Genomic DNA, 14,881 nt, shown 5'->3' on the forward strand with positions numbered 1-14,881 from the left:
ACACCCGCGTCGCCGTGTCGTGTCGTGGTGGGGGCGTCTCTCAGCCCGTGTACGGCTTCGCCGCCAGGATCTTCACCGTGGCGGTCTTGCCGTTCGGCAGCTCGTACTCCGCGTCCTCACCCGTGCGCTTGCCGTTCACGCCGATACCGAGCGGGGACTGCGGGGAGTACGTCTCGATCTCCGTGCTGGCGTACTCACGGGAGGCGAGCAGGAAGGTCATCGTGTCGTCCTCGTCGCCGTCGAAGGCGATCGTGACGACCATGCCGGGCTCGACCACGCCGTCGTCGGCCGGCGCCTCGCCGACCTTCGCGTGCTCCAGGAGCTGGGTGAGCTGGCGCACCCGCAGCTCCATCTTGCCCTGCTCCTCCTTGGCCGCGTGGTACCCGCCGTTCTCCCGGAGGTCACCCTCCTCACGGGCCGCCGCGATCTTGACGGCGATCTCCGTGCGCGCGGGACCAGACAGGTACTCCAGCTCGGCCTTGAGCTGGTTGTACGCCTCCTGCGTGAGCCAGGTGACGTTTTCGCTGGTCTGAGTCACAGGTGCTCCTCGTCGGTGCTGGGAATACAAAGCATCGCCCTACCCAGAAGCATGTGCCTCCACGGGTGGGCGAAACCACGAGCCTAACAATTCCGTAGGAAAAGGGGGAGAAGGTAAACGTCACACGCCCGACTCGGCCGCAGTTTCGTGTGCGTCGCCGCAGGTCAGCGGGGGTGTGGCCGGATCAGCCGGTCGGGCCGTCGTCGGCGGTGCAGCCCATCGGCTCGACCGCGGTCGCCCGGGAACGCGTCACGACGGTCACCAGCTCGTCGATCCGCTTCTCGGCCCCGTCGAAGCGGACCTCCTTGCGGCCCACCTCGGAACCGTCCTCGCTCAGCGCCCGCACCACGCAGTAGCCGTGGCCGTCGCGGTCCTTGCGGACCTCCAGGTGGACGTCGGCCCGGGTGTCGGAGACGACCTCGAACTTGATCATCTCGCCGCTGATGCCCTGACCGCCCACATAGTGGAAGCCCATCCAGCCGACCATGCCGAGCAGGGCCACGCCCAGGACCGAGCCGACGATCTTCAGCTTGCGGTCCGCGCGCTGGTCCTCGGTGCGGCCGTACCGCCCCTCGGGCGTGGTCCCGCGAACCGCCGTCATGATCGTTCCCTCCGGGTCGGGCATCGAGGAATTTTCCGGCCCCTCGGTCAGTCACTATAGAAGTCGCCCGCGCGTCACCCGACCGCGCCCCACACCGACGTCACGCGGGCCCGCACCTCTTTGGCAGAGACCGGATCGACCAGAGCGACCGAATGACTGAGGATCGAGCTTTGACTGAGCAGCTGCGACTGATGGCCGTTCACGCCCACCCCGACGACGAGTCGAGCAAGGGCGCGGCCACCATGGCCAAGTACGTGTCCGAGGGGGTGGACGTGCTGGTCGTGACCTGCACGGGAGGCGAGCGCGGCTCCATCCTCAACCCGAAGCTCCAGGGTGACGCGTACATCGAGAAGAACATCCACGAGGTCCGCAAGAAGGAGATGGACGAGGCCCGCGAGATCCTGGGCGTCCAGCAGGAGTGGCTCGGTTTCGTCGACTCGGGGCTGCCCGAGGGCGACCCGCTGCCGCCGCTGCCCGAGGGCTGCTTCGCCCTGGAGGACCCCGAGTCGGCGGCGGGACGCCTGGTGGCGAAGATCCGCGCGTTCCGGCCGCAGGTCATCACCACGTACGACGAGAACGGCGGCTACCCGCACCCCGACCACATCATGACGCACAAGATCACGATGATCGCGTTCGACGGTGCGGCCGACAAGGAGAAGTTCCCCGAGGACGAGTTCGGCCCGGTCTACGAGCCGCAGAAGCTCTACTACAACCAGGGCTTCAACCGGCCGCGCACCGTCGCCCTGCACGAGGCGCTCCTCGCCCGCGGCCTGGAGTCCCCCTACGGCGAGTGGCTGGAGCGCTGGAAGGAGTTCGAGCGCGTCGAACGCACCCTGACCACGCACGTTCCCTGCGACGAGTTCTTCGAGATCCGCGACAAGGCGCTGATCGCGCACGCCACGCAGATCGACCCCGAGGGCGGCTGGTTCCGGGTCCCGATGGACATCCAGCGCGAGGTCTGGCCGACCGAGGAGTACGAGCTGGCGAAGTCTCTGGTCGATACCTCCCTCCCCGAGAGCGACCTCTTCGCGGGCATCCGCGACAATGCCTGATATGTACGCGACCCAGGCACTGACGCACCTCGTCCCGCTCGCCGCCGAGCTCGACAAGAACAAGGTCACCCCCGGCGTCCTCGGCTTCCTCGTCTTCGCGGCGCTCGCCGTCGGCGTGTGGGCGCTGATGAAGTCGATGAACCGCCACATGGGCAGGGTGAACTTCGAGGAGGCCCCCGACCCGGAGGCGGCCACGGCCGCGCCCGCGGGGAACGGGGCGGCCTCGCCCGGGAAGTAGCGCGCGGCACAGGCCCCGCGCGTACGGGAAGGGCGTCCGGCCCCGCGGCCGGACGCCCTCACCTCGTACGCTCATGGCCCGGCCCGCGCCCGTACGGTCACGGCCGCGACGGCACCGCGGCCCGTACGGTCAGTGCGTCGACGGCACCCTCGGGACGCCCATGATCTGGCCCGCGCGCCGGGTCGGGGTCAGGCCCAGCCGCCAGGCCTGCCAGCCGTCCTCCAGGTCCACGCCCCGCTCCAGCGCCACCGCGAACGCCGCGGCGGACCGCTCCAGCCTGCCGTCCCGCGCCGGGTGCCGGGCCTCGATCAGCTCGGCCAGCTCCTGCTGGGCGACCACCGTGCCGACCTCGCTGCCCCCGGGCGAGGCGTACGGCAGCAGAGTGCAGCGCAGGAACCGGGCCCAGTCGCCGCCCCGCGCGTCCCCGTACGAGGCGAACAGCTCCGCCGCCTCACCGCACAGCTCCAGCGCCTGCGGCGCCCGCCCGTTGCCCGCGTCGATCAACGCCAGCTCCACGCACGCCCACGCCTGACCGTACGGCACCTTGATCCGCCGGAAATCGGCCCGCGCGTCCATCAGCAGCTGCCGGGCGAACCCCGAATTGCGCAGGTTGCCCGTCTGCGCGGCCCGCTGGTCCCGCGTCACCCGGCCCGAATGGTGCCGGGCGCACGCCAGCCCGTACACGTCCCGCATCCGGGAGAACATCGTCCGGGCCCGCTCCAGCTCCCGCACCGCCTGATCGGTGTCCCCGTCCTCCTCCAACGCCTGACCCAGGTAGTACAGGGTCCACGCCTCACCGCGCGCGTCCTCGTTGTCCCGGTGCCGGGCCAGGGCGTCGCGCAGCTGCTCCAGGGCGGCCGCCGGGTCGTCGTCCAGCAGCCGGGCCCGGGCCAGCTGGGTGATCGCCCAGGCCTCACCGCGCCCGTCGCGGGTGCGCCCGTACAGCTCCAGGGCCGTACTCAGCGCCTCCTCGGCCGCCGCCACCTCGCCCGTGCGCAGCCGCACCTGCCCCAGCTGGAACTGCGTCCAGGCCTCACCGTGCAGCGAATCGCCCTCCCGGTGCAGCAGCAGCGCGTCGTCCAGCAGCGTGAGCGCCTTCGCCAGATCGCCCCGGTCGCGCTCCACGGCGGCCAGCGCGTGCAGGGTCCAGGCCCGGTCCTCGGCCTGCGCCTGCGAGGACTGGAGGGCCAGCGCCTCGCCGAGCCGGGCCGCCGCCTCGGTCAGGTTGCCCTGGTGGTGCAGGGTGATGCCGAGCGAGCAGAGGGCCAGCGCCTCGCCCGCGTCGTTCCGCGCCTCGTGGTAGAGGCCCACGACGGAGGACAGAGTGGTGCGGGCCTTGTCCAGCTCGCCGAGCTGCCGGGCCGCGATGCCGGTACGCCACTGCACCGAGCGCTCCAGCAGGCCCTGGTCCACGGACTGGGTCAGCTCGCTGATCTCGCCCAGGCGGTAGAGGTCGCCGCGCAGCAGGCAGTAGTCGCACAGGGCGCCCAGCAGATGCAGCACCGTGCCCTGGTCGACGCCCTCCGCGTGCCGCAGCGCCGCCGTGATGAAGCTCGACTCGTCGTCCAGCCAGCGCAGCGCCGAGTCCAGCGAACCGAAGCCGTGCGAGCCGAACCGGCCCGCCCGGGTCGACATCTTCCCGTCGACCATCCGGATCACCGCGTCGGCCAGCTCCGCGTAGTTCGTCAGCAGCCGTTCCTGCGCGGCCGTCCGCTCGGCGGGCGGCTCCTCGTCCAGCAGCCGGGCCAGCGCGAAGGCCCGTACGAGATCGTGCAGCCGGTAGCGCGAGCCCCGTACGCGGGTGAGCAGCCCGGCCCGCGCCAGCACCGTCAGCAGCCGCTCCGCCTCCTGCTCGTCCGCCGCGAGCAGGGCCGCTGCCGCTGCCGCCCCCAGGCTCGCCCGGCCCGCCAGCGCGAGCCGCCGCAGCAGCCGCCGGGCCTGATCCCCCTGGTCCGTGTAGCGCAGCCACAAGGCCCGCTCCACGGGGGCCACCGGCCCGGACGCCCCTGGGGGCGACCCTGCCGCCAGGTCCTTTGCCAGGGTGTGGCGGCTACGGGCCCCGAGCGCGGAACCGGCCACCCGCAGGGCCAGCGGCAGCCCGCCGCACAGCTCCACGACGGCGTCCGTCGACGGGTAGTCGTACGGCCCCGTCTCCTCCTCCCCGGCGACCTCGCGCAGCAGCTCCTCCGCCCCTGCCGCGTCCAGCGGGCCGACCGGCAGCTGGTGCACCCGGGCAGGCAGGTCCCCGGGCAGCTCCAGCGGCTCCCTGGCGGTGACGATCACCAGGCTGTCCGAGCGCTCCGGCACCAGGGTGCGCACCTGCCCGGCGTCCGTCGCGTCGTCCAGCACGATCGTGACCGGGGTCCCCGTGAGGTGCTGGTGGTACAGCTCGGCGAGCCGCCGCACCTGCTGCTCGGCCGACGCGCCCTCCCGGAACAGCAGCTGCTCGCGCGGCGCGCCCAGCCGGTTCAGCAGATGCAGCAGGGCGTCCCGGGTCGGCAGCGGGCTCTCCCCGGCCACCTGGCCGCGCAGATCGACCACGCACGCGCCCCGGAACTGGTCCCTGAGCGTGTGCGCCGCCCGCACCGCGAGCGTGGTGCGCCCCGACCCCGGCTCCCCGTGCAGCACCACGACGGTCGGGCGGGTCCGTGTGGAGGCGCGGGCCGCGTGCACCCACCGGGCGATCTGCGCCAGCTCCGCCCGCCGCCCCGCGAACGGCCCCTCGGCCTGCGGGAGATGGCCGAAGGTCTGCTCCAGCACCACCCGGGTGCGGGCCGCCGCACTGCGGTCCACGCCGCGCAACTGCCGTACGGCGGGGGAGGCCGGCTTCTTCGGGGAGCGGGCGGCCGGGGCCAGCATCCGCTGCTGGTCCAGATACGGGCGGATGCCCCGCACATCCAGGGCGCTCAGCCACTGGAGCCGCAACTGCTCGGCCCCGCCCGGCTGTCCGGCCGCCCCGGCCCGGCGGTGCGCGGCGGGCCAGTGCGAGGCGGTCACCTTCGCCACGGTCGTCGCCGCACCGGCCACCGCGACGGCCGCGCCCGCACCGAGCGCCAGCGCGGTCTCCGTGCCGAGCGCGACATCGGCGGTGAACGCGGCGGCGGCGGCGACTCCGGTGACCAGCAGGGGAGTTCCCAGCGACGCCCGGCTGAAGCGCTCCGACAGCGGCCGCGCTCCCGCCGCCGCCGAGTCCAGCGCCCGGGTGTACGCGGCGTACTCCTCGGCCGCGCCCGCGGCGATGGTGTCGAGCGCCGCCCGGGCCCGCGCCATCAGCGCACCGGCGTCCGTCCGGCCACCGGTGCGCCGCGCCTCCTCCTCCACGGCGCGCACCAACAGCCTTTCGGCTTCCGCGCGATGGCTGTCCCGCATAAGGGTCCCCCTCCGAGAGCTGTGTTCCGAAGCGTCGGCTTCCGAAGCGTCAAGTGCCTGCGGTCAGGGTCAAGTGTCATGCGTGGCGCGCTCCGGCGCGAGGGGCCCTGAGCAGGGGGAGGGTCAAGAAAGAGGCGGGGACAGGGAAGAGCCGGGAAAGAAGGGCGGGCTGGTCACCCGGCGAGATCGCCCCCGCCCGGCAGCCGCAGCCCGAGCGCGTCGCGTACGGCGCGCTCCTCGCGGGACCCGTCGTCCTCGCCGATGCTGTTCGTGAGCTTCTCGAACTCCTGCGGCGTACGCGCCTTCGCCGCGGCGCTCATGACGCCCGACAGCTGTTCGAGGCGGTCCGCGAACGCGGTCACCGGGTCCTCGGCCTCGGCCGGGAGGCCGCCCGTGACCCGCAGTATCCGTGCCGACTCGTCCGTCCCGGCCGCCATCCGCCCCGCCCAGGCGGTCGCCCCGGCGAGGTCGTCGTCCGCCGCCGTGGCGGGCCTGCTGACCCGGGCCTCGCTGGCGGGACGCAGCGCCATCAGATAGGCGAACTGGGCCTCGTCCCAGTCCTCCAGATCCTGCCGCAGCGACTCCTCCAGCGGACCGGCGGTGGAGCCCAGCCAGCACAGCACCGTGCGGTTGCCGCTCGCCCAGCCGGCGGAGTCCGGGTGGTAGTAGAACATCTGGGACCGGGGCAGGGCCGTGGTGTCCAGCGCGAAGTCGTGCAACAGGGGAGCACATCCCTTGTTCGCCGCATCGGCGACGGCGGCGGCCCCGGGGAACGCCTTGCCCGTCAGCTCGAACGACCCGTAGACCTGCCCCTGGTGGGGCTCGTCGCACGGGACGATCTCCGCCGACATGGTCTTCAGCCGGTCCCCGCCGGGGGTGGGCAGTCCGGAGGCCGGGGTGAAGCAGTCCTCCTCGGCCAGGTCGTAGAGCGACGTCGCCGTCCGGTCCCCGGGAGTGAAGGGGCTCGGCCCCTCACCCGTCCAGGCGGTGAACCGGACCCCGCCGACCACCAGCAGCAGCGCGGACAGGGCCACCACCGCGCCGCCCACGGCGGTCCCGGCGACCGCGAGCCCCTTGCCGCGCCTGCCGGTGCGCGGGAGCCGCACCAGCGCGACGATCCCGAGGACCAGCCCCACCGGCGCGAGGCAGACCAGCAGCGACAGCACGAGCGAGGCGACCGCGAGCCCGCTGAGCGGCTGCCGGGGCACCGGCTGCCAGGGGCCGTGGGGGCCCGCCGCCGGAGGCGCGGGAGGTACGGGGGAATGCGGGGGCGGCGGCACGGTCATGGTCCTGTGCCCTTTCGTGTCGGTGAGCAGGGCAGGGGTCCGTGTGGGGCCGGGGTGCCCGCACGTTAGCACCGCCCTCCCTCGTACTCCTGTCCGACCCCGCCCCCTTTCACCTGCCCGTTCACGGCAGCGCCGGGCCACCGACGTCGGCGCCTGCCGGTCGTCGTCCCGGCTGTTGTCGACGAGGAACAGCGTGCGTGGTGCACGAGGGTCGTGCCGATCACGTCGCCGCCGCCCGCGGCGGCAGGAAGCCGGGTCATGGAGCTCTCCCGGGTCGCACCCCGGTACGGCCGCCGGAACTGCTTCGGCGGCCGCACCGGGGCGAGCCGTGCAGGCGTGTGGTGCAGGCAAGTAGTGCCGAGGGACCGCGATCAGGACCGGGAGGTCTTCAGGCCCGAAATGCTGAGCGGTTCGCTGCCCATGTGCTTCTGGGCGCGCTTGTTCTCGCTGTGCAGGCCGGCGTAGTACTCGCGGTCCAGGTCGATGACGTTCTTGGAGAAGAGCATCCAGGACAGGGTGTCGCGGTGCTTGAAGCCCAGCCGCGTCAGCTGGATGCGGTTGGTGGGCAGGCGGCGCAGCAGGCCGATGTCCTCGGCCGCCGTGAGCACCGGCTCGAAGAGGTGCGCCATCTCCTGGTAGCCGAAGCGGTTCAGCTCGTTGAGGTCCAGGTCGAAGGAGTCCAGGACCAGCCGCTTCCGGATGATCTCCTCGTCGTTGAGGACGAATCCGGTGAGCGGGGTCAGTTCGTGGTTCCTGGCCTTGGTGATGTAGTCCGCGACCTCGGTGAGGCTCGGCTTCACGTTCCCGACCATGTAGTCGACCGAGCTGGTGTAGCTGCGCGCCCCGGCGCCCAGGCCCAGCAGCGGAACGCCGTGGAAGGTGAGGACCTTCTGCTGGTAGCCGCCGCGCCCCAGCCTCTTGTAGCGGACGTTCGACTCCTGTACGTATCCGGCCCCGCGGAACGTGGCGTTCGCGTACTCGTACCGCTCGTACAGGTCGGGGCTCATCATGTACTGGTACGCGCCGGTCTTGGAGAACCACGCGTCGGGCCGGACGGTCAGGAAGTAGGTGCTGATCGTCTCGGGGGCGAGTGCCGCCAGTTCGTCGACCGAGTGCCGCCAGCTCTCCGGGGTCTGCCCGGCGAAGCCCATGATCAGGTCGGTGCTCAGGTTGGGCAGCCGCTTCTCGCGGGTGATCTCGATGGCCCGGCGGATGACGCCCTCGCCCGCCTGTCCCCGGCCCGCCTCCCGGATCTCCGAGGGGACGAGCGACTGGATGCCGATGTTGGCCCGGGTGAGACCCAGGGCGATCAGGCCCTCCAGGGTGCCGGGCTCCTTGACGATGGAGTCCGGAGTGGCCTCGATGGCGACCTCCTCCACCGTGCTTCGCCAGTTGGGATACACCTCGTCCAGCGTGCCGAAGAGCTGCTCGAAGTGGCGCAGGCTCAGCAGGCTCGGAGTTCCGCCGCCGATGTAGATCGTGCGCAGCCGACGGCTCTGGATGATCTCCGTGTGGTCACGGATCTGGGTACAGAGGGCGTCCATGTACGCGTCGTACACGTCCATGTCCTCGGAGATGACGGTGTAGAGGTTGCAGAACCCGCACTTGTACCGGCAGAACGGCACGTGCAGATACAGGTTCAGTTCGGGAACGGGGTGTCGCTGGAGGTCCTCGGCCCAGATTTCCCGGATGGTCCGGGTCCCGTTCAGGGGGCGGTAGGCGGAGCGGGAAGGGTACGCGTAGTTGAAGGGCGGAATGACGCCCTGCTCGATGTGCCGGGCGAGCTCGTCGCGAATAGCGCTCATCGTTCCTGATCCTTGCCTGTGGAGGTTCGACTTCGAACTGGCCTGCCAACGGGGAGCGGTGCCGCAGCTCCGTACGGCACGGAAAGAGACAGGGAGTGAGAGAGGCGCGGGCCGAAGCCGCGCGTCAGGGCGGGCGGGGCGGTGCCCCCTTCCCACAAGCCTCCCCCGGAGGCTGTGCTTCCGCCCAACTGCTTTACGCCATAGGTCTGTTGATCGATGCGTGGGTCAGTGGCGGAAGTGGTGCCAGTAGACAGGCGGCCGCGATGCGGGCGACAGGAACAGAACCTACGACGATTGCCGGGCGGGGTTCGTCACCTCCTCCCAAATTGTCCACACTGTGGGATCCCGAATTTCGCGGAGGGTCCCCGGAGTGTGGCGCGGCTACGGTCGCCGGGATGAATTACGCACAGAACAAGTGAGTTGAGTTTCGCGATGTGAAACCTAGCTGCATACAAGGCGAGTTGAGTGCATTCGCATCCCCAAGCGTTCCGCGGAGGCCTGGTCGGAGGTGTCTCCACCGGGAGTCACCCGATCGGACTGGAGTCATCCTTGACCGTCGGACATCAAGCGCATTCGCGTATATCCGGTCCATCCCGATCCCCCGGGCCGGCCCCTACATTCCGGAGCTGGCACGGGCCGTGACCGGCGCCGGTCACGAAGCCTGAGCCTGGGCGACTCCGCGCTGGGCGACCGGACGCGCGACGGCGACGCCCCGAAGCAGCCCCTGACCGACGCGGTGGACCACCACTGGGCAGTCAACACCGCTCCAGAAAATCGGACATGACGAACTGGCGGCGATTGCGGGCCTGCGGATCGTCACACGGATCGCAGGTCCCGCGCCGCCCGGGATCTCCTTCGCGGCACGCCTGCCCGCGGCGATCTGCCCCATCGCCACCCTCCTGGTGCTGACGGAACTCAACAGCATCGGCACGGCGGGAATCGCCGCGATCGGGTTCGGCGTGGCGCCGCATCTCATGGCGGTGTTCAGCCTCGCGGAGCACGTCGCGCCGCTGGAGCGGATGGGCGAGGCGATGACGCTCCTGGGTAGCGGTCTCATCGTCGGCCAGGGCATCGCCGCACTCGCGGCGGGCCAACCCGCCCGGAACCCCGGGCACTCCAGCGCCTTCGTGCTGACCTGGGCATCGGGGGCCGCGGCGGTCCTGGCCGCCCTCGTCCTCGTACGGTGGGCCCTGGAAGGCGCCTGAGACGGAAACAGAGCTGGAATAGCGGCACTTGTCGGAACAATCCGTGCAGGTGCGCACCATCGGCGCGATATGTCTCGGATATTGAGATGATGCTCTGCGGCTCTTGCTCCCCGCAAGATGGCTCATTCATGCTGTTCCCGCGGTGAGTTCACCGAGACTCAAAAAGAATCCCCGGGTTCACACAACGGGGCAGCGGGGGGAATCCAAGAACCATGACACTTTCCTGCTGCGCGTGACGTCACGCGGGCCTCATCGGTGTGCCGGAAATGCCTGGTGCACCGCCATGACTCCGATGCCCGCCACTCCATACAGCTGAGAGAGATCCGTAGGTATGAGCAAGCCACGCAAAATTGTCCTGGCGTTCTCGGGGGGACTCGACACCTCGGTCATTCTGAAGTGGCTGCAGATCGAGTACGGGGCCGAAATCGTCACGTTCACCGCTGACCTCGGCCAGGGCGAGGAGCTGGAAATCGCCAGGGAAAGGGCCCTGGCTCTCGGCGTCAAGCCCGAGAACATCTACATCGACGACCTCCGCGACGAGCTGGTCCGCGATTACGCCTTTCCGATGTACCGCGGAAACGCCGCGTACGAGTGGAACTACCTCATGGGCACGCCGATCGCCCGGCCGCTGGTCGCGAAGCGCCAGATAGAGATCGCGCGCGAGGTGGGCGCCGACGCGGTCGCCCACGGCGCGACCGGCAAGGGCAACGACCAGCTGCGCTTCGAGCTCGCCTACTACGCCCTCGCGCCCGACATCCAGGTGATCGCACCCTGGCGTGAATGGGACATGGGCGGCCGTGCCCAACTGATCGCGTTCGCCGACCGGCACGACATCCCCGTGGCCAAGGACAAGCGCGGCGAGGCGCCCTACTCGGCGGACGCCAACCTCCTGCACATCTCCTGCGAGGGCAAGACGCTCGAAGACCCCTGGCTCACGCCCGAGGACGACGCCTGGGTACGCACCAAGTCCCCCGAAGAGGCCCCCGACCGGCCCACCACGATCGAGGTGGACTTCGTGAAGGGCGACCCCGTCGCGATCGACGGCGAGCGACTGGACCCGGTGTCCCTGCTCACCCGGCTGAACGAACTCGGAGCGGAGAACGGGATCGGCCGGATCGACATCGTCGACACCCGGTACGTCGGCATGAAGTGCCGCGGCCTGTTCGAGACCCCCGGCGGAACCGTCTGGCTGCACGCGCACCGCGCGATCGAGTCGATCACGCTCGACCGGGGAGAGGCTCACCTCAAGGACGAGCTGATGCCGCGCTACGCCGAACTCATCTACAACGGCTACTGGTTCTCCCCGGAGCGCGAGATGCTCCAGGCGCTCATCGACAAGAGCCAGGAGCGCGTCACCGGAACCGTGCGCCTCAAGCTCTACAAGGGCAACGTGATCGTCGAAGGCCGCAGGAGCCCCAACTCCCTCTACAGTCAGGACCTGGTCACCTTCGAGGAGGGCGGCCCCTACCGGCAGGACGACGCCACCGGCTTCATCCGCCTCAACGCGCTGCGGCTGCGCCAGCTGGGGACCCTGGTCCAGGGAGGCGTCGCGTGACCCGCAAACAGCTTCTGACGATCGACGACCTCACCGCCTCCGATGTCCTCGACGTGATCGCCGTTGCCGACGCGCTGGAGGAGCACAAGCAGCGTTTCGGCCATCTCCCCGCCCTGCTGCGCGGGAAGTGCCTGGGCATGATCTTCGACGAGACGTCGCTGCGGACGCGGACCGCGTTCGAACGCGCCATCGGTGATCTCGGCGGCCAGGCCATCCACTACAACGGCGCCGAGGCCCGTGTCGGACGCCATGCCGCGAAGACCGAGCACCTGCCCGACTTCGTGAACGTGGCGGGCCGGTTCAACGACGTACTCCTGAGCCGGATCTACGACTTCGCCGCCCAGGAAGCGATCTGCGCGCTGTCGCCCGCCCCCTTCATCAACGGCATGTGCGACGAGCACCATCCGACGCAGGCCCTCTGCGACTTCCTCACCGTCAAGCGGCAGTTCGGCACGGTGGAGGGCATCCGCATCGCCTTCGTCGGGGACGGTACGAACATCGCCCTGTCGCTGGCTCAGACAGCCGCCAAGGTCGGCGCCCGGTTCACCTGCGCGACGCCCGCCGCCATGGCGCTGCCCGCCGACCGGACCGAGCACCTGCTCGGCTTCACGGCCACCACCGACCCGCAGCTCGCCGTCAAGGACGCGCAGGTCGTGGTTGCCGACGCGTGGATTCCGATGAACAAGGCCGACGAGGCCGAGGCGCGCCGCGCGCAGCTGGCGCCCTACCGCGTCACGCCCGAACTCATGGCCCACGCCCGCCCGGACGCGATCTTCCTCCACAACCTGCCCGCGTACCGGGGCGACGAGGTCGTGCCCGAGGTCATCGACGGCCCGCAGTCGATGATCTACCCGGAGGCCGTCGCACGTCTGCACATCGCCAGGGCGCTGCTGCTGTTCTGCCTCCGCCCGGACTGGGCGGACCTCGCGGCGGCCGCCGCACCGGGCACGCCCGGGGCCTTCGCCGGGCGGCTGGCCGAGGCGGCGGAGCGCCCGACCGGAGGAGCCCCCTCGTGACCCTCGACGAACGGTCCGCGGCCGCCGCCCGCATGGCGGCGATCGGCACGACCGCGCACTTCGACCGCAGGCTCGCCCTCTACGACGTCGCGGCTTCCCACGCGCACGTCACGATGCTGCTGAAGCAGCGGATCGTGCCGCCGGACGCCGCGGCCGGGCTGCACCGCGGCCTTGACGAGCTCGCCGGGCTGATCCGGTCGGGAGCCGACCCGCTCGACCCGGACGCCGAGGACGTGCACACGGCCGTCGAGGAGTATCTGGAGCAGCGCATCGGGGCCGACGCCGGATGGCTGGGCACCGCGCGGGCCCGTAACGATCTCGCCGTGACCGCGCTCCGGCTGTGGCTCCGCGACCAGGTGACCGCCCTGCGCGCCCGGGTGCTGGACCTGACCGAGGCGCTGCTCGTCCAGGGCGAGCGGCACGCCGCGACCGTCATGCCGGGGTTCTCGCACCTCCAGGTCGCGCAGCCGATCAGTTTCGGCCATGTCTGTCTCGCCTACGCGGAGACGTTCCTGCGCGACGCGGAGCGGCTGAGCCTGGTGCACGCCCTCCAGGACGAGAGCCCGATGGGGTCCGGTGCCCTGGCCGGCACCGGGTTCCCCGTCGACCGGGACAGCGTGGCGCGGACCCTCGGCTTCGGCAGGCCGACGGCGAACTCCCTGGAGAGCGTGGGGGACCGCGGCTTCGCCCTCGACTTCCTGAGTGCCGGTGCGTCGGTCGCCCTGAACCTCTCGCGCTTCGGTGCGGAGATCGTCTACTGGTCGTCGCAGCCCGTCGGGCTGATCTCGCTCCCCGACGAGCTGGTCAGCTCCTCCTCGGCCCTGCCCCACAAGCGCAACCCGGACGCGGCCGAGCTGATGCGCGCCAAGAGCGGCAGGGTCCTGGGCAATCTGCACGCGCTGCAAACCGTGGTCAAGGGGCTTCCGCTGAGCTACTTCAGGGATCTCCAGGAGGACAAGGAGCCCCTGTTCGACACGGCGGACACCCTGGCGCTGTCCCTGGACGCCGCGGTCTCGCTGGCCACCCTGATGCGTCCGGACGTGGACGCGATGCGCCGTGCGGCCGACATCGGCTTCGTCACCTCCGGCGACCTGGCGGACTGGCTGACGCGCGAGCGGCAGATCCCCTTCCGGGAGGCCCACCACCTGGTGGCGAAGCTGGTCCGCCGCTGCGGGGAGCGGGGCTGCTCGCTGGCCGAACTGCCGCTGGAGGCACGGCGCGGCATCGACCCGCGCCTCGCCTTCGCCGAGTGGCCGGACATCGGCGTCGAGGAGTCGGTCGCCTCCCGCGACAGCCAGGGAGGGACGGCACCGGGCCGGGTGCGCGAGGCCGCGGCCGAACTGCGCGGGCGGCTGGCGGAGTTCAGGGCTCGTCCGGCGTACCGGGGAATCACGGCGAACGAAGCGGGGGAGACGCGATGATTGCCGCTGTCGATCTGGCGGAGAAGACGAAGCAGTACTGGCAGGACGGCTACACCGTGCTGCCCGGCCTGTTCGGGAGCGAGGAGGTCGACGCGTTCCGCGCGGAGTGCGAGCGCCTGTGGAACGTGGAGGGGCTGGACGACGATCTCAATCTGCGTACCGAGTTCCGGCGTGGACCGGACGGTGGGTACGCCTTCGACCGCCTCGACCCGGTCCTCGACATCTCGCCGACGCTGAACGGGGCAGCCACCGGCACCAAGCTGATGGGCGCGCTGGAGGCGGTACTCGGCGGCTCCGCCGAGATCCTCAAGTGCAAGCTGATCCGCAAGGAACCGGGCGTCAAGGGCTACGCCACGCACCAGGACTTCCTCTACTGGAAGTGGCTCGACACCGCCCCGGACCTACTGTGCACGGTGGTCATCAACCTCTACCCGAGCGACGAGCGCTCCGGCGGCATCGCGTTCTACCGGGGCAGCCACCAGGAGCTGGTGCCCGGCCCGCCGGGGAACCCCGAGGGCGACTGCGATCCGGACCGGCTGGACCCCTCCCGTATCCACGTCCCCGCCCTGGCCGCCGGTGACGTCCTGGTGTTCCACTCGCTGACCCCGCACTTCAGCGGACCGAACGACAGCGAACACCCGAGGACCGTGCTGCTGCCCTCGTACTGCGTCACCGACGACACCAAGCTCTACCAGAAGTACTACCAGCAGGAAATCATCCGGCGCTGCAAGGAAATGGTCGGGTTCGAGCGGTACTTCGCCCGCAACGAAAGCCTGTGAGGGACGTACGTGAACA

General features: G+C 70.7%; 12 protein-coding genes. 7 read left to right on the forward strand and 5 right to left on the reverse strand.

The window, feature by feature from the left end; all coding sequences use genetic code 11:
- Positions 1-40: 40 nt before the first annotated feature.
- Together greA and RI138_RS21455 are read right to left on the reverse strand one after the other, a co-directional pair.
- Positions 41-538 (reverse strand): transcription elongation factor GreA, encoded by a 498-nt coding sequence (gene greA, locus RI138_RS21450; RefSeq protein WP_096623664.1) that lies wholly within the window; start codon positions 536-538, stop codon positions 41-43.
- A 184-nt stretch (positions 539-722) separates the two neighbouring features.
- Positions 723-1,139, reverse strand: a complete 417-nt coding sequence (locus RI138_RS21455) for a DUF4307 domain-containing protein (RefSeq protein WP_311122965.1) — start codon at positions 1,137-1,139, stop codon at positions 723-725.
- 170 nt (positions 1,140-1,309) lie between these two features.
- On the opposite strand from RI138_RS21455, the gene mca reads away from it, so the two are divergent.
- The gene (gene mca / locus RI138_RS21460; protein WP_311121219.1) at positions 1,310-2,191 is read left to right on the forward strand and encodes a mycothiol conjugate amidase Mca; all 882 of its coding nucleotides are present in this window, start codon (positions 1,310-1,312) and stop codon (positions 2,189-2,191) included.
- A gap of 1 nt (position 2,192) precedes the next feature.
- Complete coding sequence (locus RI138_RS21465) at positions 2,193-2,429, forward strand: hypothetical protein (protein WP_096623668.1); 237 nt, start codon at positions 2,193-2,195, stop codon at positions 2,427-2,429.
- Between the two features lie 129 nt (positions 2,430-2,558).
- Here the strand turns inward: RI138_RS21465 and RI138_RS21470 are convergent, their stop codons facing one another.
- The 3 genes from RI138_RS21470 to RI138_RS21480 all read right to left on the reverse strand — a co-directional run bounded on the left by RI138_RS21470 (position 2,559) and on the right by RI138_RS21480 (position 8,889).
- Entirely contained in the window at positions 2,559-5,798 is a 3,240-nt protein-coding gene (locus RI138_RS21470) for a tetratricopeptide repeat protein (protein WP_311121220.1), read from the reverse strand.
- A gap of 173 nt (positions 5,799-5,971) precedes the next feature.
- Positions 5,972-7,084, reverse strand: coding sequence for a DUF4190 domain-containing protein (locus RI138_RS21475; RefSeq protein WP_311121221.1), 1,113 nt, complete (start codon positions 7,082-7,084; stop codon positions 5,972-5,974).
- A gap of 371 nt (positions 7,085-7,455) precedes the next feature.
- The gene (locus tag RI138_RS21480) at positions 7,456-8,889 is read right to left on the reverse strand and encodes a coproporphyrinogen-III oxidase family protein (protein ID WP_311121222.1); all 1,434 of its coding nucleotides are present in this window, start codon (positions 8,887-8,889) and stop codon (positions 7,456-7,458) included.
- Between the two features lie 902 nt (positions 8,890-9,791).
- Here RI138_RS21480 and RI138_RS21485 point away from each other — a divergent pair.
- The 5 genes from RI138_RS21485 to RI138_RS21505 all read left to right on the forward strand — a co-directional run bounded on the left by RI138_RS21485 (position 9,792) and on the right by RI138_RS21505 (position 14,865).
- Positions 9,792-10,094: a hypothetical protein gene (locus tag RI138_RS21485; RefSeq protein WP_311121223.1), complete on the forward strand. Its 303-nt coding sequence runs from the start codon at positions 9,792-9,794 to the stop codon at positions 10,092-10,094.
- 331 nt (positions 10,095-10,425) lie between these two features.
- Positions 10,426-11,649, forward strand: coding sequence for an argininosuccinate synthase (locus RI138_RS21490; RefSeq protein ID WP_311121224.1), 1,224 nt, complete (start codon positions 10,426-10,428; stop codon positions 11,647-11,649).
- Entirely contained in the window at positions 11,646-12,665 is a 1,020-nt protein-coding gene (locus tag RI138_RS21495; RefSeq protein ID WP_311121225.1) for an ornithine carbamoyltransferase, read from the forward strand. Before RI138_RS21490 ends, RI138_RS21495 begins: the two co-directional genes overlap by 4 nt.
- Positions 12,662-14,086 (forward strand): argininosuccinate lyase, encoded by a 1,425-nt coding sequence (gene argH / locus RI138_RS21500; RefSeq protein WP_311121226.1) that lies wholly within the window; start codon positions 12,662-12,664, stop codon positions 14,084-14,086. Before RI138_RS21495 ends, argH begins: the two co-directional genes overlap by 4 nt.
- Positions 14,083-14,865, forward strand: a complete 783-nt coding sequence (locus RI138_RS21505; protein ID WP_311121227.1) for a phytanoyl-CoA dioxygenase family protein — start codon at positions 14,083-14,085, stop codon at positions 14,863-14,865. The genes argH and RI138_RS21505 overlap by 4 nt, the downstream gene beginning before the upstream one ends.
- Positions 14,866-14,881 lie beyond the last annotated feature (16 nt).

The organism is Streptomyces durocortorensis, assembly GCF_031760065.1.
In the GTDB taxonomy this organism is placed as follows: domain Bacteria; phylum Actinomycetota; class Actinomycetes; order Streptomycetales; family Streptomycetaceae; genus Streptomyces.